A 26,848-nucleotide genomic window follows, 5' to 3' on the forward strand; every position below is an offset into this window, starting at 1 on the left:
GGATAGTTCAGTATATCTAACGAATTTTAAAATTACTAGTTATTATCGAGATTTTTTAGATGGGAAGATGGCACTTCAACCCTCATATATAAGAACGTGAACGATTGTTTGAATATGCAATTGCAAATGGGTGGGAATATTTTTTAGATAAGAAGCCGCTGAAAATCGAACAAGGTCATGGCAAACAAGAACGCATTAGAATACAACAATAGGGCTGGCATAGTATAAATTAGAATAGGGATGTTTAATTAAATGATTTCTAGTATAAAACACATTGAATTTCCTCGTGCAATTAACAGGGTGCTTATCTCAAAATTAGTATTTATCCGCTGCGTAATGCCATTCTTATTCCGCCTAAGGGTGAAGTTTTCGTCGCCAAGTATGTTCCAGGTTTCGAACGTAATCTCCTCATCATGAGCGATAAGTCAGAATACGGGAAGAAATGGATAATTAATAAGGATTTGAAACCGATTATAAAAGCCGAAGCCAAGCTTGCAACAAACTCCACCAACTCAAAATTCTTTTCGCAATACCGTAAAGCGCTTCAGGCGTTCATCGAAAAGCACCGCGATGGGCCCGATCCAGCCCTAATTCGTCAGTATGAGCAAAAACTCGAAGTACTTGAGGCGATGGGACGTGAGCGACAATCTGAATAGTATTGAAGGGTTCTAATTATTTTTATAACGAGGCTGGCTAAGGGTATATTGGTTGTTGAGATAACGGGACACAATAGTTGAATTATAAAAAATGTGAGCAGACGCTATGGTGGGCTGCTCATTTTCTTAAAAAGGACTTGACTATAACACTAGTGTCATGCTTTATGATGAACTAAGAATACAAAGAAAGGAAGTTGAGCTATGAAAATGAAAATAAGCCAAATAGCGAAACAGACCGGCACTAGTATTCGGTCCTTAAGACACTATGAGAAAAAAGGGCTGATAACCGCTTCTCGTCTTGACAATAATTATCGCGAATTTGATGATTCTATTGTCGAAGTCATTCATACGATTCAACTCTATCTTAATTTAGGACTCACAACGGATCAGATAAAAGATATTATGTATTGCCAATATCCGGGTAACGACGAATTCGGCGAAAAAGACGAGTATTGTGATGAATTACTTCAAATCTATGAAACAAAACTGGATGAAGTTATTCGACAACAGAAAGCTTTAGCAGATGCGGAATTAAGCTTGAAAAAGCAAATCATTTTAATGAAAAACCACCAAGATAAAAGAAATTAAGGAGGCTGAGCCATGACGATTTTAGTAACAGGAGCAACCGGAAATGTGGGTCGATATATCGTTGAAGAACTCGTCCGAACAGGTCATAATGTGCGTGCGTTGACGCGTAACCCGGCAAAAGCAAATTTCCCCATAGAGGTTGAGGTTGTATATGGCGATCTTGCTTCTCCAGAGACTCTTTTACCCGCGTTGAAGGGCGTTACAAGCATGCACTTAATTACGTTTAACAGTGAAGGTTTTGGCCCGCTGCAGACTGGACCCGAAATTGTTGAACTGGCCAAGAAAGCTGGAGTAGAGCGAGTCACAGTATTGTGGAGCGGTGTGAACGGACCCGTGGAGCAGGCCGTGGAAGCGAGCAGCCTGGAGTGAACCTTTCTCCAGCCGCCTCCAGAGTTTATGTCCAATACACTTATCTGGGCAGAGTCCATTCGCTCGGAAGGCATTGTGAAGGAGCCATTTGCTGATTCTTTGGATGCGATGATTCACCCGGCCGACATCGGTAGTGTCGCTGCAACCGCACTGACCAACACCGGTCATGCAGGTAAAATCTATACGTTGACCGGACCTGAAGTGCTAACCATACCAGAGAAGGTTCGCACGATCAGTGCTGCAATCGGGAAGGATATCCAATTCGTCGAGCTCACCGAAGAGCAAGCACGCGAACGCATGCGGAATAAGGGAGCCCAAGAGGATGTTATTAATTTTGTAGTAGGCTGGCATGCAAACCCTCCTAAATCTGCATATACAGTGGTTCCTACCGTTGAACAGGTCACTGGCCGACCAGCACGCACCTTTGCCCAGTGGGTGTCAGAGCATGTGCAATATTTTAAAAATCAATGAATTGAGATATTACACAAAGCAGCAACTATAGCGGAATGAAAAGATATTTTATTAGAGAGAACTTCTCTGCAGGGTACTGCGGGGAAGTTTTTTTGCTTATTTGTTATTAAGCTAACGCCCAGGATAGTTCCAATATGTGTTAAAATTGAGTACGAAAACAGTTAAACTAAGAACTTTTTCTGAGGTGATTCAGTACAATGAGCTTAAACCCTTATGAGGCAAAAACAAAAGAGGATATGCTTCAATTTGTAGCTTCTTTAATGAGCGATTTGAATACAAATAAAAATGATTGGGAAAATCCGAAGTTGGAATCATTTTTAGATGGGATGAAGGCGTGGCTTGAAGATACAAGGACTAATCTTGAGCCAGATTGGCGTACCTTCGCAATTATTCTCTCTGCCGGAAAATCCTACGAGTGATTTTTTTTATTAGTCCAATTTTAATAGATTAATTTACTATGAGAATACCTTAGTAGAATGATCACAAACTTTTTAAATAAGACGTTATAATGGAAGGAAATTTAATGAAAACATCATATCTTAAACGGTATATTCGATTTCGCACGAATTTAGAGGGTCGATATTTTATATGGTCGATAATAATCGAGCTAATATCAAGATTTCCAATCAGTCTTAAAGAAGCGATTGATTTAATAAATCAAAATTGGAGACACATTGAATTAACTAATCATGATAATATGGCTTATCATGAGTCACCCGAGTTTTGGGCTAAAGACTTTTATTGGGGACATAATTCGATTTGGTGGAAAAAAGGGGGAAATCGTATTCAAATGGGGCTAGAACCACTTAAGCCTGAAAGAAAAAATAAATTTGAGAATTATTATGTTTGTACCATAAACACAGGTGAGATTATTAATAATTATAGTGTTTTATTATCCTACTCTAATGTGAAAGCTCTGAAATTAATAGGATTGATAGATAAAGACAAGGGACTTATATATTCGTTTAGTACTAAAAATTATAATGAAGCATTAATGAAACATTATAGAAAATCAGGCTGGGGTACGTACAGAGAAGAAGGTTAACGATATGTCACCTCATGAAAGCAATAACTGTACGTATCATTATACTCCCACATCGGCAGCTAGTTCCTTGATCCATATGATGTATCAGTCTGTTATGCATGAGTAAAAACATATATTGTAAAATAAGGTAAAGATATATTTGGAGGAAAACAATATGACTCTTGAATTGGTTATGATTATTGTTTTATTTCTTTTAAATATTCCAATATATAAATTTCTGTTTCGTATTTTCTTTGTGAATGAAAGTGATTATAACGAATCTATTAAGCATACATTTACTCCTAACATAATTTCGTTTTTTAGAGGGGAATATTGGAAGGATAGAATTAACACAGCAAGACTTCAGTTTTTTATACTTATTTGCATAGGAATAGTTGTGTTGGAATACATCGCTTTGAATAAGCTAATCGATGTTTTTCTTTAGCTTGATTGAACGATCAACAATTGTAAATTGTTCACTTTCCATATTTGGAGGCGATTACTGTGGCTATCGGAGATTATCAGTTTATTCTATTTCCATTTGGAAATGAACCAATCGTTACTGAAGATGGGATGGAGTTTATTGGGCAGAACAATTTCGACTTTGTCCAAACAGTAGAATTACTCAAAAACTCAACTTATATAAAAAATGAACCAACTTTGAAATCTTGGAATTCATTTAATGATGCGTGTTATTTTCTCTATGATGATGGAATATACAAAGTTGAGATCGAACTAAATACGGGCACCGAATCAGAAAAGGCTGAAGAGATATCTGTCAGAACTAATGTTTATAAAGAAGAGGGTAGTGTAACTGAAGCATTACGAATATGTAAGTTGTTATGCGTTTCCTTGAATTTAAATTGCTGGAGCATGAAACTTCGTAAGCTAGTTGATTTTAATAATGAAGATGATGTGAAATCTACAATAAATCATTTTAATAAGCTTAGAAATAAGGATTAATGCCCTAAAATTTGTTAACTCAGGCATTTCAATGGCCTGCTCATTTTATTAAGCTAATGGGTAGATCAGAATATTAATGATAACTGAATCTATGATCGAATAATAATGAAAGCATATTTAATGAGGTGGGTTATGTTCGAGTTGAGTAGGAACGAATTTACTAAAGTATTACCAATGTTTTCAAAAATCCAAAACAAAGCAGTCTTTGCCTTTTCTGTTATTGAGCATGTGCAAAATGGAAGGATATTTGTAAACAGTAGATTAGATCCGTCTGCTGCTTTTCTTACAAGTTGCGGTGGATTTTATTGTTTAGTTGGTAATGCCTCAGACTGCACATTTAATGACGAGGTAGCGAACTTTCTAAATCAGAAAGATAACCACATTGGGTTCTATGCACTGGCGATGTTCACAGACGAATGGGAAAGAGCTTTCCAGAAATATCAACTAGTACATGCAAATAAAATAAAACGTATTTATTTCCGATTTAATGAGCAAAAGTTTATTGAAAATAGTAAAGACATACATATAAACATTGATGAAGGACTGCAATATGAAGCGCTAAACGAAGATATCTCAAATAGATATCGCGAGGATTTCTATACATACTATAAGCTAGTGTGGGATTCCAACGAGTATTTTAATGAGTGCGGCATCGGACATTTTATTACAAAAGAGAATAAAATCATAAGCGTTTGTTCATCTCCTTACGTTGGTGGAGGTTTTGCTGAGATTGATATTATTACAATTGAGGAACATAAATGTAGAGGACTCGCGACAAAAGTTGGTATCGAGTTTATCAATGAATGCCGTAGTAAAAGACTACTACCAAACTGGAGTTGTCATTCAGATAATCAAGCATCGATATCTCTTGCAAATAAACTTGGATTTGATCTAATCGCAGAGCATCCGATGTATTGGTATAACATGTAGCGTGGCGAGGCCCATTGACGTAGGGAGCGCTTTGAAGGCGAGGACATCTCAGATATTTAAAGGTTGGCAGCTTGTTTAATATAGGGAAAAGAAATTGTAGAATATTTTGAGATTAGTCTCCATAATATAGAAGTGAAATTTTCTATTTTACAAATTGGCTTCGTTAAACTTGTTATTGGATGGTGATGAGATATGAAAAAAAGGTATTTATTAATAATGGTACTAATGACTTTTACTGTTCTTTCATTAACGGGCTGTGTACCTGGAGATGGAGTAAATAATGCTCAAAATCCTGCAGGCTTTTTCTGGGGAATATGGCATGGCTGGGTTGCTCCTATTTCCGTTATTATTGGCATTTTCAATCACGATATTAGAGTATATGAAATCTACAACTCTGGCTGGTGGTATGATATAGGTTTTTACATTGCAGTCATCAGTGGCTTTGGAGGGATATCACTCTCTCGACGAAAAAAAGTGAAACGAGAAGAATAGTTGTTTGTATAATTAGCACGTTAAACTAACAGATATGGTGATTAAATAGCATAAAAAAATGAGCAGGCGCTGCGGTGGCCTGCTTTTTTTATTAAGCTAACGGGCAAAATAGTTATAACCGAAAATTACTAACCACGCATTGAATTTACTAGTTATAATTATAACAATTATTCATTGAGTGGAGGTGTTTCTATGCAAGAAATAGACTACAGCACTTACTTTTGGCAAGACGAAGCTATACGATTGCGTGGAATTTCACTAGAAGATTGGGAAAGCTGTTTTGTAAGTGGATATGACACTCCTGCGCGTCGATTGTTAGAATGTACAATAGAATTGCCGCCTACAATTTCTGAAGCAAAAAGATTTGTTGAGGAAAATACGGACTTTTCATCAACGAACAGTAGAATTATGTTTACCATTGAAGACTTGGATGGTGTAAGTGTAGGCGGTATTAATTTAAATAGCATTGACGAGAGGAACGGAACATTTAGCATAGGCATCGTGATTGATAAACCCTACCGAGGTAAAGGATATGGAACCAGGGCAGTACACATGCTCCTAAGATATGCTTTCTTCGAGCGTAGACTAAATAAATTCAATGATTATGTTCTTGAAGGAAATGAGCCATCGGCTAGTATGCTTAGAAAAGTAGGGTGTGTTCAAGAAGGAATCAGGCGTCAAGTGTTCTACATAAACGGAAAATATCATGATTCCATCTTGTTTGGTTTAACGAAGGATGAGTATGTGAATTTTCTTCACAAGGACCATCATATTATTTAGACGCAATTTGGGTGATTGGAGAGGTAATTAATGAAAAATATAAATGTTGATGTTGTTGTAAGATTAATAAATGAACAATTCCCAGAATGGTCTGAGCTAGATATCAGACCTGTAAAATTTAGTGGGAATGATAATAGAACATTTCATTTAGGTGAACATATGAGTGTAAGATTGCCAAGTGCAGCATCCTACGCTCCTCAAGTGGAGAAAGAACAAAAATGGCTGCCAATGTTATCCGCAAAACTTTCTTTACCCATTTCCATGCCACTAGCTAAGGGGAATCCTAATGAAGAATATCCATGGCCATGGTCAATCAACAAATGGTTGGAAGGAGAGACATTGTCTCTGGAAAAATTAAATGATCTTAACCAATTTGCAATAGACTTGGGTTCTTTTTTAATTGAATTACAATCTATTGATGCTAGTGAAGGTCCTTTAGCCGGGGAGCATAATTTCTATAGAGGCGGATCTATAGCTGTATACGATGAAGAGTCAAGATATGCAATTGAGAATAATAAAGATGTTTTTAATGAACAGGTCTTAAAAGAAATTTGGGAATCAGCCCTTGATTCTAAATGGGAAATGGAGCCGGTTTGGGTCCATGGTGATATAGCACCAGGAAATATACTCATTCAAGACGGAAAACTCTATGCAGTCATTGATTTCGGTATTTTGGGAGTTGGTGATCCTGCTTGTGATGCTGCAATGGCATGGACGTTTTTTGATGAAGAGAGTAGAAAGATATTCAAAAGTGTATTAAATATGGATGAAGGAACTTGGAACAGAGCAAGAGGATGGGCGTTATGGAAGGCTTTAATAACCTACAATGGTAATAAGTATACTAACAAAGCAATTGCAGACGAATCATATAAAATTATTAATATAATCGTAGACGACTACGAATCAGAGAAAATTGAAAAATAACTTTAGCTTCCGTTTAACAGAGACTTTGGTTTTCGCAGTGGAGTTTATTTTATATGAGTAAGAATTAAAATGAGCAGGCGCTGCGGTGGCCCGCTCATTTTCTTAAGATAACGGACAAGCTAGTTCATTTGTTCAGCGTTATGAGTTATAAGGACAGACGTCAAAACAGTGCAAGCTGTAGGTCTCAAATGGATAACTGAACTTCTTCTCCTACTTCTGATTTTGTTCGCCATAACAAGACTAATGATAAAATCACAATAACCAGACATATCCAATATACCGATCGAAATCCTGTAAACTGGGCAATGATTCCACTTCCGAGCGTTCCTGCCAGCCTACCTATGGTGGAGGCGTTGGTATAGAGCGTTGTAGCTACCCCCGGTGAATCCGGCATCATATTCGTGAAATAGCTAAGTCCATTGCCCATCACGATTGCCACAAACGTTGCCTGCATAAGCTGCGCTATAATCAGTTGAATCGGATCGTTCGAAACACCTAAGGTGACGAAATAGAAAATAGCAATAATGCTGCCAATCATTAAAAGAGTATGATTTGATATCTTTCTACCATACGCACCTAAGATCAGCATAATGGGAATTTCAAGGCCGGCACAAATACCGACCACTAACCCGACATCCGTATGCGTGCCTTGAAGCACGTTCACAATAAAGAGCGGCGTGTTGATTAAATTCATCGCGTTAACCGTGAACAGAAGAATAAAAGCGATAAACGGCAGCCTGATCTGCCTGCTAATGAGCAAAGAGGTACCGACTGTGTTGCTCAACCCAGGTTTTTGTGGATTTGCTTTCCGGCTTGAAAGAAACAGGAATATAAGAGATGCTGTCGTAAGATAGATGGCGGATGTCACCAGAAAGAGACCGCTGTACCCAATCGCCGCCAAAAGAAGAGTCCCTGCCAATGGTCCGATTAGAAAACCTAGAGAGATCAGAGAACGTAATGCAGACATCGCTAACGTTTTGTCAACGAATTTGCTTTCATTGGCAGATTCCTGTGCATAAGCATAAATTTGAGGTATGGAGGCAGCCCCAAATCCACTCAATATACTGACCACAATCAGCAGCATAATGAAATTATCGAATGTCAAATACGCAGCATACACCAAAGCAGACGAAAGCATTGCTGCAATCAATATCCATTTCCGGTCTAGACCGCTATCCGAACGTTTGGCAATGAGCGTGTTCACCAAAATACCGCTTAACGAACTTACTGCCATGAACACGCCGAACGCCCCAGTGCTCATTCCTAAATCTTCTGTGAAATAGAGAGCTAGATAAGGCGTTGTAATCGATATTCCGATCCCGATCATCAGCATGCAGATGACGAATAAACGATACCCTTTAATTTCGAACAATTTTTTAAATCGTGCGAGCAAAATCTGATCCTCCTTCTTCCCTCCCGAAGATAGTTAGATATCGAGTTTCCGGGTACCGATCCATTTCACCATTTCCGGGTCCCGATGTGAGAAGAACTGGCTCTGTTTCGTATCTAATGCAGCAATTGACTCCATGTCCTTATGGTCTAATTCGAAATCAAAGATATTGAAGTTTTCGATAATTCTTTCTTTACGAGCCGACTTTGGAATGACAACGACTTCTCTTTGTGTTAGCCAACGCAAAACAACCTGGGCAACGGATTTATTATGCTTTTCGGCTATAGCTACCAATAATTCATTTTGAAACAAGTTATTTTTCCCTTCAGCAAATGGCGCCCAAGACTCGATCTGAACATTGTTCTCTTTCATGAAGGCTGCATTTTCGATTTGCTGGTTGAAAGGGTGTGTTTCCACTTGGTTTACGGCAGGAACAACTTCATTATGAATAATCAAATCTATTAGCCGATCCTCGTGAAAGTTACTTACGCCAATTGCACGGACCTTTCCTTCACGATATAGCTCCTCCATAGCGCGCCAAGAGCCATGCACATCGCCAAAGGGCTGATGAATTAAATATAAATCCAGATAATCAAGCTGCAATCTTGTTAGTGATCGTTCAAATGCCCTCTTTGTGCGCTCATAACCAGTATCCTGTACCCAAAGCTTTGTAGTGATAAATAACTCTTCTCTCGCTCTGCCACTCCGTTTTATTGCTCTGCCAACCGCTTCCTCATTTAAATAAGAGGCAGCTGTATCAATCAGGCGATAGCCTGCTTTAATAGCTTCATGAACGCTTTCTTCACATTCATTTGCATCTGGAATCTGAAAAACACCAAAACCGAGAGTAGGCATTTCAACACCATTGTTTAGAATTACTTTTTGCACGGTAAGACCTCCATTATTTTAGTGTGTAAGTGCAGGGAGCTAAAAATTAGTAAATTCCTTATCAAATGATTCATTGTATATTTACCGATTACAACCTTATTATGCACTGGATTAAATAGATACAGTTATCCCATTCGTATCAAATGTTTGCCTAATTCTCTCACTACCGCTTATGTAACAAATGCATATGGTCTATAATTGAGCTATAAAATAACGTCGTTGGAGGGGCCAATGTCTGAAATAATCATGAAACAGCAGAATGAACTCGCCGAAATTATTAAGCGTTATTCTGGAAAAGACGGTGTATACCCTACCGCTATTCCATCTTTATTTTTCATCCATATCTCAAATGTTAATGTACCCAGGCATGGAGTTTACAAACCTTCCTTATGTATAGTTGTCCAAGGTGCGAAGGAAGTATGGCTAGCGGATGAGCGCTATAGATACAGTCCTGCTGAGTATCTTGTTGCAACTGTTCACTTGCCGGTCACAGCCCAAGTTACTGAAGCGTCTCCCGACACGCCTTATCTGGGTTTTAAACTTGAATTTACACCAAGCCAAATCTTAGAGGTTCTACAAGAGTCTGAAAATCAAGTGAAATCGAAAATAGATCCGAATCGGGCAATGTTTGTCAGCCAGATGGAATCGACTTTGTTGGATGCGGTCCTCAGGTTAGCTCGTATGTTAGATAATCCCAAAGATATTCCGGTTCTTGCTCCATTAATTACGAAGGAGATTCTGTATAGGGTGCTGGAAGGTGAGAATGGAAGTGTTTTAAAACAAATTGTAATGGAGGGCAGCTCAATCCACCAAATTAGAGAGGTTATTGAGCAGATCGTGAATCATTATGATCGTACTTTCCGTATTGAAGAGCTTGCCGAAATAGCGAATATGAGTGTCTCCTCGTTTCATAGGCATTTTAAAGAAGTAACGGCTATGAGTCCAATTCAGTTCCAAAAACAGCTGAGACTGCAGGAAGCTCGTCGCCTGCTTTTAAACGAGTCAACAGATGCCACTGATGTCGCATTTCGAGTAGGCTATGAAAGCCCCTCGCAATTCAGCCGTGAGTATTCCCGAATGTTTGGCTTTCCTCCGAGACAGGATATAAAACGGCAGAAAGCATAAAAGGCTAAAAACAAATTCGAAACCAGATAGGTAGGGAAATACTTAGAAAGTAGACATAATCCTAACATTTTTCTTTTTTTGGGATTTTATTGATTAGTAAGCGCTGCGGTTATTAAACTAACTGAAGGAGTAATAAAAAATAAATGTTAATATAAAAGAGAATATTGTTGTTGAAGTTAAAAAAATATATTTTAGGAGTGTCGCTAATTGATAGGTCCAGATATAAAAAGTGTTTTCCCAATGAAGAATATCAGAAGCTTATGTTTTCTTAAAAATATAGTGGTTAATCCAAATATTGAAGTTGGAGATTACACCTATTATGACGATAATAATGATCCGTTAGGCTTTGAGAAAAACGTTCTTTATCATTTTGACTTTATCGGAGATAAGCTGAAAATCGGAAAATTTTGCGCTATAGCATCAAGCGTCAAGTTTATTATGAATGGTGGGAATCATAATACAAACTCGTTTACAACTTTTCCTTTTGGGGCATTTGGAGGAGAGTGGGAAGCCGGCTTAAAGAATCTAAGTGGTGGTTTCAAAGGGGATACAGTTATAGGAAACGATGTTTGGATAGGCTATAATGCTACAATTATGCCGGGGATTCAAATTGGTGATGGTGCGATAATCGCAACAAACGCAGTTGTAACTAAAGATGTTCCGTCTTATTCCATTGTTGGAGGTAACCCAGCAAAATTAATCCGTTATAGATTTGACGAGGAGACTATTGATATTCTCAATAATTTGAAGTGGTGGAACTGGGATGTTGAAAAAATAACTGAATATATTCCTATTTTGACAAGCAATAATACGGATGATTTAAAAGAACTGCTGAAGTCATTATAAAAACGGTATTACGCTAACAAGGTACGATAGTTGGACAAATAAGGAGCAGTTTGCTATAGCGACTGCTTCCTTTTTTCATTAAGTTAGCCGGATGTTAATGCAATTGTCAGGAAGGAATCGTGGACCGTTTCACGTATTTTAAATGTATATATTTTGAAGAAACAGAGGTCTATTCATAATGACAACCGCAAAAACGGAAAAAGATATTAAAATTGACCCTGATTACTTACAGTCACTATTACGGCGAGTTGTATATTCTCAAAATTTACAGTTATTATCGTGGAATTGTAGCCCTCTTGGAGAAAATAAGGAAGAAAGTTCGGTTTATAGGGTATCTTGTATAGCTCTGGACAGCGATAGAAAACAAAATTATACAATGATACTCAAGATATTAAAACCTGATCCTATGCGTAATCAAATCAATCACTACTACTACTGGAAACGCGAAGCTCTGGTTTATCGTTCAGGGATTCTAAATCAATTGCCACTTGGTATAAGGGCTCCCTTATGCTATACAGTAGAAGAGCATCCGGATGAAAATGTCTCGATCTGGCTCGAGGATATAGCTATTGAAAATGTCCAAAGTGAATGGTCATTCAAGCACATGTGTAAAATATCCTATTTACTTGGCAAATACAATGGCGCATACATAACAGGGACAACTCTCCCAACTGAATCTTTTTTATGCCATAATTGGATGCGTTCTTGGGTGGAGGTGTGTGCTGCTTATGCTAAACCTATTGAGGAGCAAAAAGTTATTTGGGATTCTTGCTTAATTGATTTTAATGGTAAGAGCTCAATGTGGGAGCTTTATCGTATCAATAGAGACCGAGTAAACAGCTTGCTGCAGACATTAGAATTACTGCCTCGTGTATTTGCCCATCAAGACGTACACTGGGATAACATTTTTATTGAGCAATTGAATGGAAATGATTCATTAATAGCGATTGATTGGCAGTTTGCAAGTATATCAGGTGTAGGGGAAGAGCTTGGTCGAATGTTTGGATATGCGTTATTAAAAAAGAAAGTTCCCGTTAACATGGTAGCAGAGTATAAGAAAGAGTTATTTCTAAATTATATGCAAGGACTCAGAGATGAGGGATGGGACGGGAATTTCAAGCTTGCCCGTTTCGGTTTTACTGCGAGCGCATCGCTTAGGTTTATCATGGTTATTGATAAGATGCTTAGTAATTTAGAAGTAGACGATAAAATAAACCAAAAAGAAAAATCAAGTCATCCGTTGTTAGTAGCTCAGATACTGCTTGATTTGGCAGAAGAGTCTTGGAACCTAAGAAGTCAAATACTATAGTACTTTTCGGGGAAAGGGTGGGAAATGAGTGTCAGCATCACTTGATCGTTTTCTCAATGACAAGTTTCTAGGACTCAAATTGGAATCCCCTCTATTTTATAACGCGGATGTAGGCATTCGATTTGAAATCGGTGACCCGAATCCTTTGGTTTCTGATGAAAAATACAGAGAACAAGTGCTCTTTCGTACTAATCAACTATTTAAAGAAACGCACAGTGAAAGCGATGAAATATTTATTGTTTTATTTCTTAGTTTTAGAAGGAAGAGTAAGCCTCACAAGATAAAATTTTTTAAAAAAGGCGTTAAAAGCAAGGAAACTTTAAAAAAACTCAACTGTAACAGCATTACGATATCTGATGAAGAGGATGATGAATGGGTATCGTTCCGTTATGTGCTGAGTTGCAAAACTTCAGATATTAAGCCTGCAATGTTTCTCTTCGCGTATCATAGAATATTTTTCGTGAATACAACTCGTAATACGATTTTTTATTTATATGACGACAGAGGTTTAGATATTGCTTCTAACACAACGGCACCTCTCCAGGAACTTTATATAAATTATAATCACTGGATATTAGATTACGATAGAGAGAGTATCGACTCCATCTTCAAATCGTAAGTCATGTTAGGAGGATAATAGATGTTTGAACCTATAACAGATTATGACTTTAGGATATATTCTGACGACAAAAAATCATACATTAATTTTACACTTGTGGAGTACATACATAACCGTCTTCCTAGTTTAGCTTGTACGATTGATGTGATTGATTACAAATTTTCAGGTTGTAATGCAGAAGTATGGTTTTCAATAGACGAGCTGATGCAATTTATTAATCAAGTTGAGAGTGGGAGAGTTTCAAAAAAATGCAGTTTACAATCAATGTCTCCGAATGAATTTAAAATGACAATTGAGCAAATCAATTACAAAGGAGACTTATTGGTTACATATTCATTTTCAACTTCAAGATACGATTCCAATGGGCATATAAATTCGACTCTAGCTGGAGAGTTTCATTTTAACCAAGAATTTATCGATTTAACTATTCAGGATCTAAAACGGTTTTCTTCAGTGACGAAGCTTCAAGCTGATACCGATTTCAGATTTGCCACATAGAACCATAGCGAAATAATCGTTAGTTCTGCAATAATATACTATAGGAATTTCATTTTAAGATGTAGGCTATGAGAAGAGCTTGAAAGGAGTATTCTCATGGATTTTACATCTTTTTTGATTTACTGTACGATTGCTACGTTTACACCTGGACCTACCAATATCGTCATATTATCCACGGTGCATAATTTCGGTGTAAAAAAGGCAATGAAATATTCGTTTGGAGCAACAATTGGTTTTGCCTCATTACTTGTAATTTCTGCTTTGCTGAACACGATTCTCATAACGATTATACCGAAAATAATCATTGTGATGCAGATCATTGGAAGTGGTTATATGTTTTATCTTGTTTATCAAATTTACAAAATGGATGCATCAAACGGAGCTTTAAGCCAAACGGCTACTTTCTTTTCAGGATTTCTTATGCAGTTTTTAAATCCAAAGGTAGTATTATTTACATTGACTGTGATTCCAACCTTCATTATGCCTAGCTATAGCACAAGTTCTGCAGTCACATTAAGTATTCTAGCTATCACGTTAATTGGTTTTTTGGCATTTATGACATGGGTTCTCTTTGGTTCGATCTTCAAAGCGTTTTTACAAAAGTATAATAAGACATTTAATGTAGTGATGGCGTTATCTCTCGCTTACGCTGCAATCATGATCTGGATGTAAGCAAGTGATGACGAGGTGAATGGAATGAACAAATTTATTTATCAAAAATCAGCGGGTATTACGGTGCTCTCAGCGAATATGACTGATTTTACGTATAAAAAGCACGCTCACCAAGAATATGCAATGGGTGTAACTATACGTGGAATCCAAAAATATAATTTGGATGGCACTTTACAATTATCCCACCAGAATGGTGTTATGTTTTTTAATCCGGAACAGGCTCATGATGGAATGGCGCAGGATAAGACAGGACTGGATTATGTTATGATCTATATTGATCCGCAATTGTTTTTGGAGGTTATTGAGAAAAAGGATATCGTACGTTTTCCTAAACCTGTTGTGTATGATGATCGACTAAAACAAGGGATATTAAACCTTTCCTATGCAATATTGAGCGGAAAAGACGAGGCCGTTTGCAGTGAATTATTCGTATCCCTCACCGATAGCCTCGTCCAAACGAAGTTCTCGACGGACAACAAGAAGGATACCGCACTAATTCACAAGGCAAAGGATATGCTTCATGCCAATCTGGAACAGGTATTGAAACTTGATGAGATTTGTAACGAACTTCATTTATCAAAGTTTAAGTTTATTCGATTTTTCAAGGAGAATACTGGAATTTCACCGTATCAATACTTTCTTAACTGCAAAATCGAACTTGCTAAACAGTTGATCGAAAAAAATAGAGATATATACTCTGCAGTTGCTGCATGCGGTTTTGTGGATTTGACTCATTTAAATAAACATTTCAAAAGTGTATATGGCACAACTGCTTTCGAATATATGTCATATTTGAATTAGAGGGGCGATAGGTGCCTATGACAGTAGGTGAGATAATCTATAACCACTGGGATTAGGCCTGTTATTCTCAATCAAATATAACTTAATAAACATTATACGAGGCTGCCGACTTAGATTGGCAGCCTCGTTGCGTTTACGAGCAGCTTAGTTGAGATGAAAATGTTTATTTTGGATGATATACCATAAATTAAAACATTTTTGGATATCTAACGTCTATACAGTTATGGTTTTCAAAATTAAAGAAAGGAGTTTTTATTAAATTATGGAGGTGTTTAATTGAAAACTCTATATCTAATACTAGGTGGAATCATTAATTCATTTTTAGCGCAGATGTTTCCATACATTATAAAAATCAGTGCATCATGTATATATGTAATAGGTTATTTTTTCGGATTACATAACGGTTCTGATATGAGAGGAGAAGAAGATGTAATAATCGTACTCCTACCCATAACTCTTTTATTATTAACTTCATTTCTAGCTATTTTAATATTTAGCAATCGAACAATTTTCAGAAAAATAAAGATAAGAAAATCACGGTTCGTTTTGTTCAGTTTTGTATTCTTTATACTTTTTTTTAGTTTAAGCATGATGATTTTTGACCCTCCTAATCTTACATAATGACTTGAGATAAAATCGATAACTTTGGAGGTTTAAACGTATGGATGAAATAGTAGGAGAATGGTCTGCAAATGCTTTATTTGATCCGGGACCTAGTGATGAGATCATTTATTTTCTAGAACACGGAGATGGGTGGATAGAATACCTAAATTGGTCACTCTCCGCAATCGAAACATTTAGATGGTGGCGTAATGAGGAAGGGAGAATTAATATTAAGGGAGAAGCCATCCATTCAAACTCTGAACCTCTGAGAAAATCAAACAAAGTACATTCAAATTTATTAATAAGTATTCAACAAGGAATTACCACATTAGATAAACCCATAACTATCCTTACAGTAGAAAACGATAAGCTATATGAAACAAATAAGTATGGTCTAGTGAATAAAACAATAGAAAAGGATTATTTGGCTAAAAGACTGCTACTTTTAAATAAAAGATAGTTTAATTGTGAACGACTGTTTGAGTTAATGGGTAAAATAGTTTTAAAAAAACAATGAGCCGTTTGTTGTGATACTGCTTACTTGTTGAGATGTCGGGGGAAAATATGAACGCTGTTGAATTGGAGAAGTTCGCTAAGCAATACAATTCTTTTGAAAAAGCACATGAGGGATTCTGGGTATATGTAAACTCTTGGCTTAGTGATGAACCTGAAGAATTTGTTGAGGCATTTAACAGTAATGATATCTCAACTTCGACAAAGCTTTCAAATGAGAGAATAGCCTTAGTTATAAATTATCGATGGGACGATCCAATATATTTTGTTCAAACCACATTAAATGTTGAGATAAATGAGAGAGAAATTGCTCAGTATCATTTATTACAGACCCTTGATGGCGAAGATATGGATGATGGCCTCAGTTTTTCTAACGTATGTTTCGTACCAAGAAATATAGATTGAATACATTCCTCAAGTTATACGAGTAGGGCAGGTTAAACGCTATAACTTCTAGAACTGATTGTTCTACGTTCCGGAGGCCTTTTATTCTGTTCGTTTAATGTGCCAAACTGTAAAAACCAACTGATTTCATAAACAATGAGTACCATAGTACAATAATCACAAGTATGAGGCGAACAGCAGGAAACAAAAGCCCTCATGAGTCAACTAGCATGGTAATATCTTGTGAGGGTATATCTATAAATTTGGTTGTATACAATGAATTTGATAAGATAAAAATGTAATTTGTAATAGAGTTTGTATGCAAACTGCACAATCCATAAAAATGCAGTACAATGGAACCTATGTGAAACTGATGAAAAAGTGATGACACGGTATTAGTCGGTGTCCATCAGCTTGGAGCGGGCACAAAAGGGACAAGCTTAGAAAGCAATCCTATAGATTTATTAATGATCTGCTTATTATTAAAAACATAATAGTAATTTGATGAAGAGGGGTATTCCTTGATGACAAATAGTGGACTAAATCTTAAGGTTGATGGATTTAAAGGCAAATCTAAAAAGTGGAAAGAAGAATATAAGAAGTTGAGAAATATCGTACTTGACTGTGAACTGACCGAAGAATATAAGTGGATGCATCCTTGTTACACATTTCAAAATAAAAACATAGTTTTAATCCACGGATTTAAAGAATATTGCGCGCTTCTGTTTCACAAAGGTGCCTTGTTAAAAGATCCTAATGGCATCCTAATCCAACAAACAGAAAATGTACAGGCGGCGCGCCAAATTCGGTTCACCAGCGTTCAAGAAATAGTTGAAATGGAAGCTATCTTGAAATCCTATATTAATGAAGCCATTGAAGTTGAAAAAGCCGGTTTGGAAGTGGTTTTTAAAAAGAATACAGAATACACAATTCCTGATGAATTTCAAAATAAATTAGATGAAATGCCTGCCTTGAAAACTGCATTTGAAGCATTGACGCCGGGACGGCAAAGAGCGTACATTTTTTATTTTTCTGAACCCAAACAATCCAAAACTCGCGAGTCAAGGGTTGAAAAATATAAGCAGCAAATTCTGGATGGAAAGGGTTTAAACGATTAGGATGTATATTTGTTTTCCTGTTCAAAAGAAATAGAAGAACCCAGTCGCTAAATACCATTTAGTTAATGGGACTTATAATGAAGTCTATTGGCTTTTTAAACTAAACGGTAAAAGAGTGGTTTTATGTTCATTGTTACTGTGGAGATGACTCAGGAGCGAAAAAATCAGCTGCTTAACTGGGTTGACTCACACCAGAAGGCTACATTGGAAAATGATAAGGGAATCCTGGCAGGGCTGCAATGGATGGTTGATAAGTTGGATTTAACTGATCATCTCTACTCAGAGATGGCTGTAACAACTCCTATTATTATTAACCAAACTATTATTGATGAATGTAAGAAGAAGTTTGAAGAAAATTGGATTCATGCGTTATGGAACAGCGGGTTTGCTTTGGCAGTTTTCGCGGTTATGGATCTATTTAACATTCAAATTGTGGAATTTCCAACTGCAAAAAGAAACTAAGAATCCTTGAAAGACATAGATAAGAATTGCGAATTGGAAAATGAATTAAGGATAGCGCTTAATATAATATAGCCAATTCTGATTTTGCGGATAAGAACGGAAACCAGTGCTGCTCCGCCAGCATAGGTATAGATTAAAATATTTGATCTTGTCAAAAAGTTGGTTATAATAGGTTTATATAATTAAACGAATGAACGGAAGTGGAGTGTATGAGCCAAAATACTGAACAGATCGTACAGCAATTTAAAGATTCCATACCCTTGCTGGATGTTCTTACAGATGAAAAACGTCAAGCCATAATTTTGCTGCTTGCACAGCATAAAGCTGGACTTAATGTTAATACTATAGCGGATCAAATTGACTTGTCCCGGCCTGCCGTCTCCCATCATTTGAAGGTGTTAAGACAGTCTGGTTATGTTAGTTACGAGAAAAAGAGTGTGGAAAATTACTATGTCCTGACTCTCCGCAAACCTTTAGAGCAAATTAAATCTTTAATTGAGGCTATAGAAGCTCAGTGTAATGGATCATTGCAATCTTCAACGGAATAAGCTGAATTTTTTCGCTATATACGTTTATATGTTTAAACGAATAATCATAATAGGGGTGATAATAATGAAGGCTATGACGATTGAGAAATATGGGAAAAATGTACCCTTAATCATGACGGAACGACCAATGCCTACAATGGGAGAACATGATGTATTAGTAGAGATTTATGCGGCGAGCTTAAATCCTATCGATTTCAAAATAAAAGAAGGAAAAGTAAAATTACTGCTAAAGTATGACTTTCCTTTGGTTCTCGGAAATGATTTTTCTGGGGTAGTAACGAAGGTTGGTAAACGCGTCAGCGCTTTTAAACCCGGTGATGAGGTTTATGGAAGACCACGCAAAGACAGGATCGGAACGTTAGCTGAATATATTGCCATTCATGAAGATGATATTTCTCTAAAACCACGAAACCTGAATTTTGAAGAAGCGGCATCGATCCCACTGGTCGGACTTACGACATACCAAGCCTTTTTCGATATTTTGAACCTTCAAAAAGGACAAAAGATTTTGATTCATGCAGGATCTGGAGGGGTAGGCACCTTCGCTATCCAACTGGCCAAATTGATGGGCGCTTATGTCGCTACAACAGCAAGTGATAAAGGCTATGATTTGGTCAACTCACTGGGCGCCGATCAAATCATTAATTATAAAACAGAGAATTTTGAAGAAATGCTTAAGGGATATGACGCGGTGTACGATACATTAGGGGGAACAGCTTTAGAAAAATCATTCCAGATACTGAAACCAAACGGAAAAATAGTATCGGTCTCCGGCCTGCCCAACTCGAGATTTGGCAAAGAAACAAAATTAGGCTGGTTGAAGACGGCCATTCTATCCGTTGTAAGCCGTAAAATTACAGCACTTGAGAAGAAAAGCGGTACAAGATATCATTTCCTCTTTATGAAACCAAGCGGAGCGCAATTAAAGATCATTAAGAAGTTTATAGAAGAGGGTCATATTATTCCGGTAATTGATAAAGTGTTTGATTTTAAAGATACAGGACAAGCCTTTCAATACCTTGAGAGCGGAAGGGCTAAAGGAAAGGTAGTCGTTAAAATTAAATAAGAGTTACCAAGTGAAAATAGTAGAATGACAAAAGGCAGCCGATATCGGCTGCCTTTTCGCTTAAGAACATATTCAATAATAGGCTGTGGGAGGCATTATAGCACTTACCTCTTTGAGCTTCGCTTCTCATCCAACTGCTTCTGTATTTCTTTCCGTACCTCATCGATACCTGCTAGTTTTAGCTCCTCGTTAAATTTTGGGAGGATTGTGTCAACATCGACCGTACCGGTCATAAGACTTGGATAGTATTTTTTCCAAATCATCTCGATGTTATCGGTTTGGGCGGTCAGCTTAGATAGATCGGGCGTGAAGCCAAGAATGGTGGACTTGATTGCTTCAGCGTTGTATTTGCGGAATTGATCCCACTTATCGAGCGGTTCCGGGTTATCGCCGCCTATAGTTTTCAAGATAAACCAGTTACCCTGTGTATATTGTACTCCTGCATAGCTCGCTGGTGCATCCGGGATCGGGTTGCCTTGGCTGTCTTTGCCGGGAATGGGGATCGCTTGCCCATGTTCACCTAGCGTGTAATGCAATCCTTCAATTCCATAGTTAAATAGGTTTCGTATTTCAGGGTCTGTATTAAGCAGGTTCAGAAACTTAATAGACTCAACAGGATGCTTGGTGTTGGCATTAATAGCCATGATTCCTCCACGGACGGATTCCGTAGTGACGACACTATGGGTTACGGGATTCGATACAACCTTGTAGCCGCGGTCCTTACTCCAATTCGTATCCGAGAGTGGGCCGCCGCCTGAGGATTTCCAGAATACTTGATCCCCACGCTTAAGACCGCCAGGCTCCCGCAGTGCAGCATCCTTATTAATGAAGCCCTCTTTATAATAACGCCGCAATGTGTCTAATATCTGCCGGGCTTCCTTTGTTTCAAAAATATTCACGACCTTAGAGTTAGGGTCCAGTGATTTCACCATTAACGGAACTTTATGATTCAAAATATACTCGTAGCCATAGAGAGCGAAAAAATTTTGTGAATCCCGATCTAATTCCATTGGTATATAGGTTGGTTCATTCTGCTGAATCATCCGGAGCAATGGTTCTAGCGATTCCAGCGTATTGTATTTGGTAATGTCAATATTGTACTTCTTTATGATCGAAGCAGGGTACATCCAATGATCACGTACAGCCAGCTCTTTATTGGTCGGTACACCATAAATGCCTCCATCATTCATTCGAACCCCTTGCCAGAAGGTGGGGTCAATCGTGTCGTACAAATCCTTTCCTAGACTCAAAAGATAGTCATCAAGCTTTAGCCATGCGCCGCGCATAGCGGTAGTTGCATAGTTGGGGGCAAAAGCAATGTCGAACGGGCTTCCTGCGGATATGAGCGTGTTCAGCCGATCCTCATACTCCTGCCAACCCACCTTAATATAGGTGATGGTCACGCCAATTTTACGCGCCATAATTTCATTAATTTTATCATTTACGAGCTTCAGATCTTTGTCAGGCTCTCCAATTGTGTAATAGATCAGATTTACCGTGTCTCCATGATATTTATCATTGTTGTTTTTGCTAGCTTGCCGGGAGCAACCGGTTGTATACGCTGTGAGCAGCAGTATAACACTGAATGTAATGAAGATATATCTGTATCTAGAGCGCTTTTGCATCGATATCCGCCTTTCTGCCGAGTTCGTTGTTAACCTTTTCCCCGCAGATCAGAGGGAGATTTTCCGAAAAAGCTTTGAAAATGTGTATAGAAATAATTGAGATTGTTGTAGCCGACAGAAAGCGCGATAGAAGAAATCTTCTCATCTGTCGATTGAATTCGTTCTTGCGCGAGCAGCATACGGTAAGCCATTAGATATTCTGAAAATTTCATTTCGGATTCTTTAAGAAATAATTGTCCAAGATAGGTACTGTTCATCTGGAAACGTTCTGCCACTGATTTTAAAGTAATATTCTGAGCATACTCCGTCTTGATCATGAGCAAAATGCGGTTGACCAGCTTGGATAAGCTGTCATAACTTACACCGAGTACCGGGTCCTTGTTCAGGCTCTCGCAGCTAGCATTACCTATCGTACCATGGAGATCTTCAACAATAATTTTCTCAATCACTTGCTGCAGCTTTGTACGATCTAATGGCTTGAGCAGATAGTCTTTAACACCACAGCGAATGGCTTCTTGGGCATACTTGAATTCACTATAGCCGCTCATAATCACATATTTGGTAGGGATTTGGAGCTCATTAAGTCTATGAATCGTTTCATAACCAAGATCCTTGCCAACACAGACATCAAAAATAGCGACATCAGGCAGCAGGTCTACAACCTTGGACATGGCGGCTTCCGTAGATTCGCACGTATCTATTCGACTGAAACCGTATTGTTTCCAGTCGAGGATTCGCTTCATCCCCTCCAAAATCTGTGGTTCGTCATCCATTATCAGCAGTTTGTACATGTTCAATCACCTCTTTTGGAATCCGTACAGAAATCTTAACTCCAGCTTCCTCATTATTTCCAATCTCTATATAAAAGCTTTTCCCGTAAAAGAAGTGCAGCCGTGTATAGACGTTGCGTAAACCGATACTCTCGGAAGAAGTATCATCCTGGTTGGACAGTGTGCTTCGCACTGCATTTAAACGCTCCGCCCCAATACCACGTCCATTATCCACAAATTCCAATACATAATAATCTTCAGCTTCCCAGCCATTAACGATATACAGGTTAAACTCATTGCTAGCGCTAAAGCCATGGATGAAAAAGTTTTCAGCCAAAGGCTGCATCCAGAATTTCACGGTAGGGATCGAGAGTAGCGCAGGATCTACATTGACTTGATAAAAAAAACGTTCTGGATATTTAAACTCCATAATTTCCAAGTACTTTTGCAGCAATTCCAGCTCACTTGCAATCGAAATAATATTTTCCTTCTTGACGATTTCGCGATAGAGCGCCCCTAAGGTAGCAATGGCATCAGCGGTATCTCTGTCCTGATTAACCAAAGCAGTGGAGCGGATGACCTCTAACGTATTATAAAGGAAATGAGGATTGATTTGATTTTGAAGCGCTTTCATCTCAGTTTCTTGCTGCTTTAGTTTAAGTAAATATTCATTGCGGATATGCTTATCTAACTTCTCAATCATATCATCTAGTTCCCTTGCAATCATGCCGTATTCATTTCGACGATAACGGGCAGGGCGATTAGGTGTAAAATTAGCTGATTTCACGCGCCCAATCGATTGAATAATGCGGTGCAGGAAGCGGAAATCATCCCGCATATTATACACAATAAGCAGTAGTACACTTATCATGGTCGTTAATACGATTAGAAAGATGGTAATCAGCATCCTAGCATGTTGTTTAATCAGCATGGATAAATCAACGATGCTAACGAACTTGAAATTGAACTTGGTGGATGGAAAGGTAATATAAAATATATGCTTGAACAAGCCCTGTGAAATAACGCCATGACTGCGTCCATTCGCCGCCGCGAGACGCGATAATTCTTCTAAGTTCTGATCCTGCCCGCTGCCGATAAGGTAGACCTCACCAGAGGTACTGACTGCAGCAGCTTTTCCCAAACGATAATTTTGTATCGATTTAAAGACTTGATCGCTGCTGACCAAGAAGCGCAGCTCCCCTAATTCCTTAGAGCCCAGTGATGTATCCGATAGTTTCTTGCGATATACGAAGCCTTTTTGAATCGTATCGTGAAAAGCTTCGTCTGTATTTGGAAGACCGAATATGAAGCTTGCAATTCCGTTTTCGTTAAAGCGTACAACATTGCTATACTGATTGGTATGCAGACTAACCTGCGTAATTTCACCCTGCGCCCAGCTGTACAGGTAGGTTTTAATATCCTCTGGGAAGGATACCAACGGCTGTGAGAATTGGCTGTTTTGCAGGCTATTGGTTAAATAGCCTTCAACGCTGCTGTTCAAAAAGCTGCGAGCATCTTCCATTAGACTATGATTGGAGTATATACGCTGCATGTAAGCCTCAATTCGGTCAGCATCGTACTGCAGCTCATTCTCTACACCTGCGAACGCATTTGCAGCCTCTAAACGAGCATCACCAACCCACTGATTCAGCAGCATGACACAGGTCAGAATGCCAAGGGCGAGTCCGATAGTTACGACAAAGACGACATAGGCAATAAACTTGTAACGATAAATTTTGATTTGTAAAAAAGAGCTCATATGGCACCTCAATTGCAGCAGCTCGCCTAAAAGCAAGTGGTTTCCATACCACTTTATCATGATTAAGCGAAGCTTCATAGATAGCAAGAAATAAGCATCCCATAAAGAGTGTCTCAATATGGGATGCTTATTCAACTTACTTGAAGTAGTTATTGATTTGCTCTTGAGCCGCTTTCATAATTGTGTCCATGCCAGCGGACTTTAATTCAGTAGTAATTTTCGGAATCATTTTCTCCGGATCGGATGCGCCTGTAATGAGTTCATATTTGTATTTGTCCCATACGGATTGGCAATTTGCCACTTCGGTCTGAAGATTGCTGATGTCCAATGCGAAACCTAGTACAGTGGAGGAGGTCGCTGCGTCATTCAGCTTTTTAACTTGATCCCATTGATCCTCAGGAGCACCTTTGGTAACTGCTAGATTAAAGAATGTACCTTGGGAGTAAGCAGCCAGCGGCCAAGTATCAGAAGTACGCTCGATAACCTTTTCGCCATCCACATTTTTGTAATCTACGTCTAGCTCGCCGAATGCAAGCATATTGCGTAGTTTTGGATCAGTGTTGACTAATTCGAGGTACTTTAGTGCTTCTTTCTTATATTTCGAATTCGCAGAAATCGCATTCAAGGAGCCTTGGATCGTGCTTGTTGTATAAATAGGGCCAAAGTGTTGAACCATATCATATTTTTCAACAGCATCATTGATTTGCCAGCTTACTTCTGCACCCGGAAATGCCTGAGCTGCAAAGAATGGTCTGCCTTTTTCATTCTCTGTTTTAGTCGGAGCATCTGGGTTGATGATGCCATCTTGGTACCATTTATGCAGGAGCTTCAGATCGGCCATAACATCAGGCTGCTCAAGAACAGAGACAACCGTACGTGATGCATCGTCAGCTTTTACACCAACTGGAGTGAAGCCTAGTGTTAAATCATCATAATTGTTAAAGAAACCATTCAAGCCTTCACCTTGCGTCATCGGCAATGGGTAGAAGCTTTTGCCTTCGCCGGACTTGATGTTGTGAAGCGGTTGATCAAGGTCCTGTAGGGTTTTGATGTTGTTGATATCAATATTGTACTTTTGCACGTATTTATCATCGTACACCCAATATTGCGTTAGTGCAGAATCCTTATAAGTAGGAACGGAATAATATTTGCCGCCAATTTTCGTGCCATCCCAAACCTTTTCAGGAATCAATTTGTATAAGTCAGGCGCATCACTTTGAACTAAATCAGTGATATCGGCAAAAGCTCCCATAGCCACTTGCTTGCTGTATTTACCGCTGTTTGTGAACATAATGTCGAAGGGTTCGCCAGTATTCACAATTGTGTTGATTTTGGTATCCCATTCACCCCAGCTGGCTACTTTGATGTCAATTTTTACACCAATTTTCTCCGCTGTATATTCATTCATAGCATCGATCGCTTTGCCGAAGTTATTAGGTACTTGGCCGCCGATCGTCCACCAGATGAGCGTCGGAATATCCTTGCTTGGTGTTTCGCCGTCCTTTGGCGCATCTGTCTTTGACGGAGCATTTGTTGCAGCAGGTGAGTTCGAGCCGGAGCAGGCTGCTAAGCCACTCACCAGTAGTGTGAGAATACAAAGCGTAGAGATGAACTTCCAAGATTTCTTCATTTCATTTCCCCCTTATTGAAGTTGTGTCACCGTAAGCGTTGTACAGTGATCTATCATAAACCAAGCAGGCTTGGTTTATTTCGTTGATTATCCTTTAACTGCGCCAATCGTTAACCCGGAAATGAAATATTTCTGGAAGAACGGATAGGCGAAGGCTACAGGCAGAACAATGATAATCGCTACAGCCATGCGGGCAGATTCCTTCGGCATCGTTGCGACGAGCACGGCATAGCTAACGCCCATACTTGCAGCGTTTTTGGCAAGCGCATCGACATTGCTCATCAAGCTGTTAAGCAGTGCCTGCAAAGAATATAGGTTCTGGTTGTTGATGTATAACATCGATTGAAACCAGTCATTCCAATAAGAGAAGCAGAGAAATAGTCCAATGGTTGCAATGACAGGCAAGGAAATCGGCAGAATGATGGAGAAAAAGATTCGCAGCTGGCTCGCACCATCAATTTCAGCAGATTCAATCAGCCCGTCAGGAATCGTGCTTTTAAAGAAGGTTTTACAAATGATAACGTTAAATGAAGAGACGGCAAGCGGCAGAATGAGTGCCCAGACGCTGTCTTTTAGTCCTAATAGGTTAGTATTAATGAAGTAGCTGGAAACCAGACCGCCATTAAATATCATAGGAATGAAAACGACCCAAGTTAGAAAGCCCTTCAGTTTGTAGTTTGGGCGAGAAAGAACATAACCCATGGAGGTGGTAAGAAATATACCGAGCACAGTACCAACCACCGTAACAAGAGCGGATACGCCGAGCGCTCGCAAAATCATCGTTCCTTGCTTGATCACATAAGCGTATGCTTCGCCTGATAATGCAACCGGCAATATATGATATCCTGTCTCACGTATGGAGTCCTCACTAGAAAGTGAAATGGATAGCACTACAATTACGGGTATGACGCAGATCAGCGCCAATACGATAAAGATCAGGTTGAAAAATAGGTTTACAACGTTGCTTGTACGGTTGAATTTCTCAAGGCCTGTTTCGTAAGTCCTTCTCGTTGACATGGTCTTAC

The 26,848-nt window shown here is 38.6% G+C and carries 31 protein-coding genes; 24 read left to right on the forward strand and 7 right to left on the reverse strand.

All coding sequences use genetic code 11. The features are described from left to right. The first annotated feature begins 413 nt into the window (after window positions 1-413). The 11 genes from AC0VYE_RS12655 to AC0VYE_RS12705 all read left to right on the forward strand — a co-directional run bounded on the left by AC0VYE_RS12655 (window position 414) and on the right by AC0VYE_RS12705 (window position 7,197). Window positions 414-656: a hypothetical protein gene (locus AC0VYE_RS12655; protein ID WP_475448355.1), complete on the forward strand. Its 243-nt coding sequence runs from the start codon at window positions 414-416 to the stop codon at window positions 654-656. Between the two features lie 201 nt (window positions 657-857). Beyond that, window positions 858-1,244: a MerR family transcriptional regulator gene (locus tag AC0VYE_RS12660; protein ID WP_475448357.1), complete on the forward strand. Its 387-nt coding sequence runs from the start codon at window positions 858-860 to the stop codon at window positions 1,242-1,244. A gap of 12 nt (window positions 1,245-1,256) precedes the next feature. Beyond that, window positions 1,257-1,613 carry an SDR family oxidoreductase gene (locus AC0VYE_RS12665; protein ID WP_475448359.1) on the forward strand — a complete coding sequence of 119 codons (357 nt, stop codon included), beginning with the start codon at window positions 1,257-1,259 and terminating at the stop codon, window positions 1,611-1,613. Between the two features lie 27 nt (window positions 1,614-1,640). Continuing rightward, window positions 1,641-2,084 carry a Rossmann-fold NAD(P)-binding domain-containing protein gene (locus tag AC0VYE_RS12670; protein ID WP_475448361.1) on the forward strand — a complete coding sequence of 148 codons (444 nt, stop codon included), beginning with the start codon at window positions 1,641-1,643 and terminating at the stop codon, window positions 2,082-2,084. Window positions 2,085-2,281: 197 nt separating this feature from the next. Further along, the gene (locus AC0VYE_RS12675; RefSeq protein ID WP_475448363.1) at window positions 2,282-2,503 is read left to right on the forward strand and encodes a DUF7660 family protein; all 222 of its coding nucleotides are present in this window, start codon (window positions 2,282-2,284) and stop codon (window positions 2,501-2,503) included. Window positions 2,504-2,607: 104 nt separating this feature from the next. After that, window positions 2,608-3,129: a hypothetical protein gene (locus AC0VYE_RS12680; RefSeq protein ID WP_475448365.1), complete on the forward strand. Its 522-nt coding sequence runs from the start codon at window positions 2,608-2,610 to the stop codon at window positions 3,127-3,129. A 483-nt stretch (window positions 3,130-3,612) separates the two neighbouring features. After that, window positions 3,613-4,071: a hypothetical protein gene (locus AC0VYE_RS12685; RefSeq protein ID WP_475448367.1), complete on the forward strand. Its 459-nt coding sequence runs from the start codon at window positions 3,613-3,615 to the stop codon at window positions 4,069-4,071. A 132-nt stretch (window positions 4,072-4,203) separates the two neighbouring features. After that, window positions 4,204-5,001 carry a GNAT family N-acetyltransferase gene (locus tag AC0VYE_RS12690; RefSeq protein WP_475448369.1) on the forward strand — a complete coding sequence of 266 codons (798 nt, stop codon included), beginning with the start codon at window positions 4,204-4,206 and terminating at the stop codon, window positions 4,999-5,001. A 192-nt stretch (window positions 5,002-5,193) separates the two neighbouring features. Continuing rightward, window positions 5,194-5,493, forward strand: a complete 300-nt coding sequence (locus AC0VYE_RS12695; protein WP_076270599.1) for a hypothetical protein — start codon at window positions 5,194-5,196, stop codon at window positions 5,491-5,493. A gap of 192 nt (window positions 5,494-5,685) precedes the next feature. Beyond that, entirely contained in the window at window positions 5,686-6,273 is a 588-nt protein-coding gene (locus AC0VYE_RS12700) for a GNAT family N-acetyltransferase (RefSeq protein WP_076270598.1), read from the forward strand. Window positions 6,274-6,303: 30 nt separating this feature from the next. Continuing rightward, window positions 6,304-7,197, forward strand: a complete 894-nt coding sequence (locus tag AC0VYE_RS12705; RefSeq protein ID WP_076270597.1) for an aminoglycoside phosphotransferase family protein — start codon at window positions 6,304-6,306, stop codon at window positions 7,195-7,197. Window positions 7,198-7,381: 184 nt separating this feature from the next. On the opposite strand, the gene AC0VYE_RS12710 is transcribed toward AC0VYE_RS12705, so the two are convergent. Next, on the reverse strand, window positions 7,382-8,590 hold the full coding sequence (locus AC0VYE_RS12710) for a sugar efflux transporter (RefSeq protein WP_076270596.1): 1,209 nt from the start codon (window positions 8,588-8,590) through the stop codon (window positions 7,382-7,384). A 33-nt stretch (window positions 8,591-8,623) separates the two neighbouring features. Beyond that, window positions 8,624-9,475 (reverse strand): aldo/keto reductase, encoded by an 852-nt coding sequence (locus AC0VYE_RS12715; protein ID WP_076270595.1) that lies wholly within the window; start codon window positions 9,473-9,475, stop codon window positions 8,624-8,626. 231 nt (window positions 9,476-9,706) lie between these two features. Here AC0VYE_RS12715 and AC0VYE_RS12720 point away from each other — a divergent pair, with 231 nt between their 5' ends. From AC0VYE_RS12720 to AC0VYE_RS12780, 13 genes are all read left to right on the forward strand, one after another. Next, entirely contained in the window at window positions 9,707-10,600 is an 894-nt protein-coding gene (locus AC0VYE_RS12720) for an AraC family transcriptional regulator (RefSeq protein WP_475448371.1), read from the forward strand. Between the two features lie 240 nt (window positions 10,601-10,840). Next, a complete protein-coding gene (locus AC0VYE_RS12725; protein ID WP_475449554.1) occupies window positions 10,841-11,446 on the forward strand; it encodes a CatB-related O-acetyltransferase in 606 nt (201 codons plus the stop codon). Between the two features lie 178 nt (window positions 11,447-11,624). Next, window positions 11,625-12,755, forward strand: coding sequence for a hypothetical protein (locus AC0VYE_RS12730; protein WP_475448373.1), 1,131 nt, complete (start codon window positions 11,625-11,627; stop codon window positions 12,753-12,755). 28 nt (window positions 12,756-12,783) lie between these two features. Continuing rightward, window positions 12,784-13,374, forward strand: coding sequence for a DUF3885 domain-containing protein (locus tag AC0VYE_RS12735; RefSeq protein ID WP_475448375.1), 591 nt, complete (start codon window positions 12,784-12,786; stop codon window positions 13,372-13,374). 21 nt (window positions 13,375-13,395) lie between these two features. Continuing rightward, window positions 13,396-13,872: a hypothetical protein gene (locus AC0VYE_RS12740; RefSeq protein ID WP_475448377.1), complete on the forward strand. Its 477-nt coding sequence runs from the start codon at window positions 13,396-13,398 to the stop codon at window positions 13,870-13,872. Between the two features lie 96 nt (window positions 13,873-13,968). Next, a complete protein-coding gene (locus AC0VYE_RS12745; protein ID WP_076270587.1) occupies window positions 13,969-14,544 on the forward strand; it encodes a LysE family translocator in 576 nt (191 codons plus the stop codon). Between the two features lie 24 nt (window positions 14,545-14,568). Further along, window positions 14,569-15,345, forward strand: a complete 777-nt coding sequence (locus AC0VYE_RS12750) for an AraC family transcriptional regulator (protein WP_475448379.1) — start codon at window positions 14,569-14,571, stop codon at window positions 15,343-15,345. 661 nt (window positions 15,346-16,006) lie between these two features. Then, window positions 16,007-16,408: a hypothetical protein gene (locus tag AC0VYE_RS12755; RefSeq protein ID WP_475448381.1), complete on the forward strand. Its 402-nt coding sequence runs from the start codon at window positions 16,007-16,009 to the stop codon at window positions 16,406-16,408. 104 nt (window positions 16,409-16,512) lie between these two features. Further along, complete coding sequence (locus AC0VYE_RS12760) at window positions 16,513-16,866, forward strand: hypothetical protein (protein WP_430061956.1); 354 nt, start codon at window positions 16,513-16,515, stop codon at window positions 16,864-16,866. Between the two features lie 503 nt (window positions 16,867-17,369). After that, window positions 17,370-17,963, forward strand: coding sequence for a YdeI/OmpD-associated family protein (locus AC0VYE_RS12765; RefSeq protein ID WP_475448383.1), 594 nt, complete (start codon window positions 17,370-17,372; stop codon window positions 17,961-17,963). Between the two features lie 123 nt (window positions 17,964-18,086). Then, entirely contained in the window at window positions 18,087-18,425 is a 339-nt protein-coding gene (locus tag AC0VYE_RS12770; RefSeq protein WP_475448385.1) for a hypothetical protein, read from the forward strand. 209 nt (window positions 18,426-18,634) lie between these two features. Continuing rightward, window positions 18,635-18,973 carry an ArsR/SmtB family transcription factor gene (locus AC0VYE_RS12775; RefSeq protein WP_076270581.1) on the forward strand — a complete coding sequence of 113 codons (339 nt, stop codon included), beginning with the start codon at window positions 18,635-18,637 and terminating at the stop codon, window positions 18,971-18,973. 64 nt (window positions 18,974-19,037) lie between these two features. Further along, on the forward strand, window positions 19,038-20,039 hold the full coding sequence (locus AC0VYE_RS12780) for an NADP-dependent oxidoreductase (protein ID WP_475448387.1): 1,002 nt from the start codon (window positions 19,038-19,040) through the stop codon (window positions 20,037-20,039). Between the two features lie 104 nt (window positions 20,040-20,143). Here AC0VYE_RS12780 and AC0VYE_RS12785 read toward each other — a convergent pair whose 3' ends face one another. From AC0VYE_RS12785 to AC0VYE_RS12805, 5 genes are all read right to left on the reverse strand, one after another. Continuing rightward, the gene (locus AC0VYE_RS12785) at window positions 20,144-21,664 is read right to left on the reverse strand and encodes an ABC transporter substrate-binding protein (RefSeq protein WP_076270579.1); all 1,521 of its coding nucleotides are present in this window, start codon (window positions 21,662-21,664) and stop codon (window positions 20,144-20,146) included. A 29-nt stretch (window positions 21,665-21,693) separates the two neighbouring features. After that, window positions 21,694-22,455, reverse strand: a complete 762-nt coding sequence (locus AC0VYE_RS12790) for a response regulator transcription factor (protein ID WP_076270578.1) — start codon at window positions 22,453-22,455, stop codon at window positions 21,694-21,696. Beyond that, a complete protein-coding gene (locus AC0VYE_RS12795) occupies window positions 22,430-24,193 on the reverse strand; it encodes a sensor histidine kinase (RefSeq protein WP_475448390.1) in 1,764 nt (587 codons plus the stop codon). Before AC0VYE_RS12795 ends, AC0VYE_RS12790 begins: the two co-directional genes overlap by 26 nt. 136 nt (window positions 24,194-24,329) lie before the next feature. Then, the gene (locus AC0VYE_RS12800; protein ID WP_475448392.1) at window positions 24,330-25,823 is read right to left on the reverse strand and encodes an ABC transporter substrate-binding protein; all 1,494 of its coding nucleotides are present in this window, start codon (window positions 25,821-25,823) and stop codon (window positions 24,330-24,332) included. 87 nt (window positions 25,824-25,910) lie between these two features. Beyond that, window positions 25,911-26,840: a carbohydrate ABC transporter permease gene (locus tag AC0VYE_RS12805; RefSeq protein ID WP_076270576.1), complete on the reverse strand. Its 930-nt coding sequence runs from the start codon at window positions 26,838-26,840 to the stop codon at window positions 25,911-25,913. Window positions 26,841-26,848: the final 8 nt, after the last annotated feature.

The sequence above is a fragment of the Pristimantibacillus sp. Z349TD_6 genome (genome assembly GCF_056173205.1).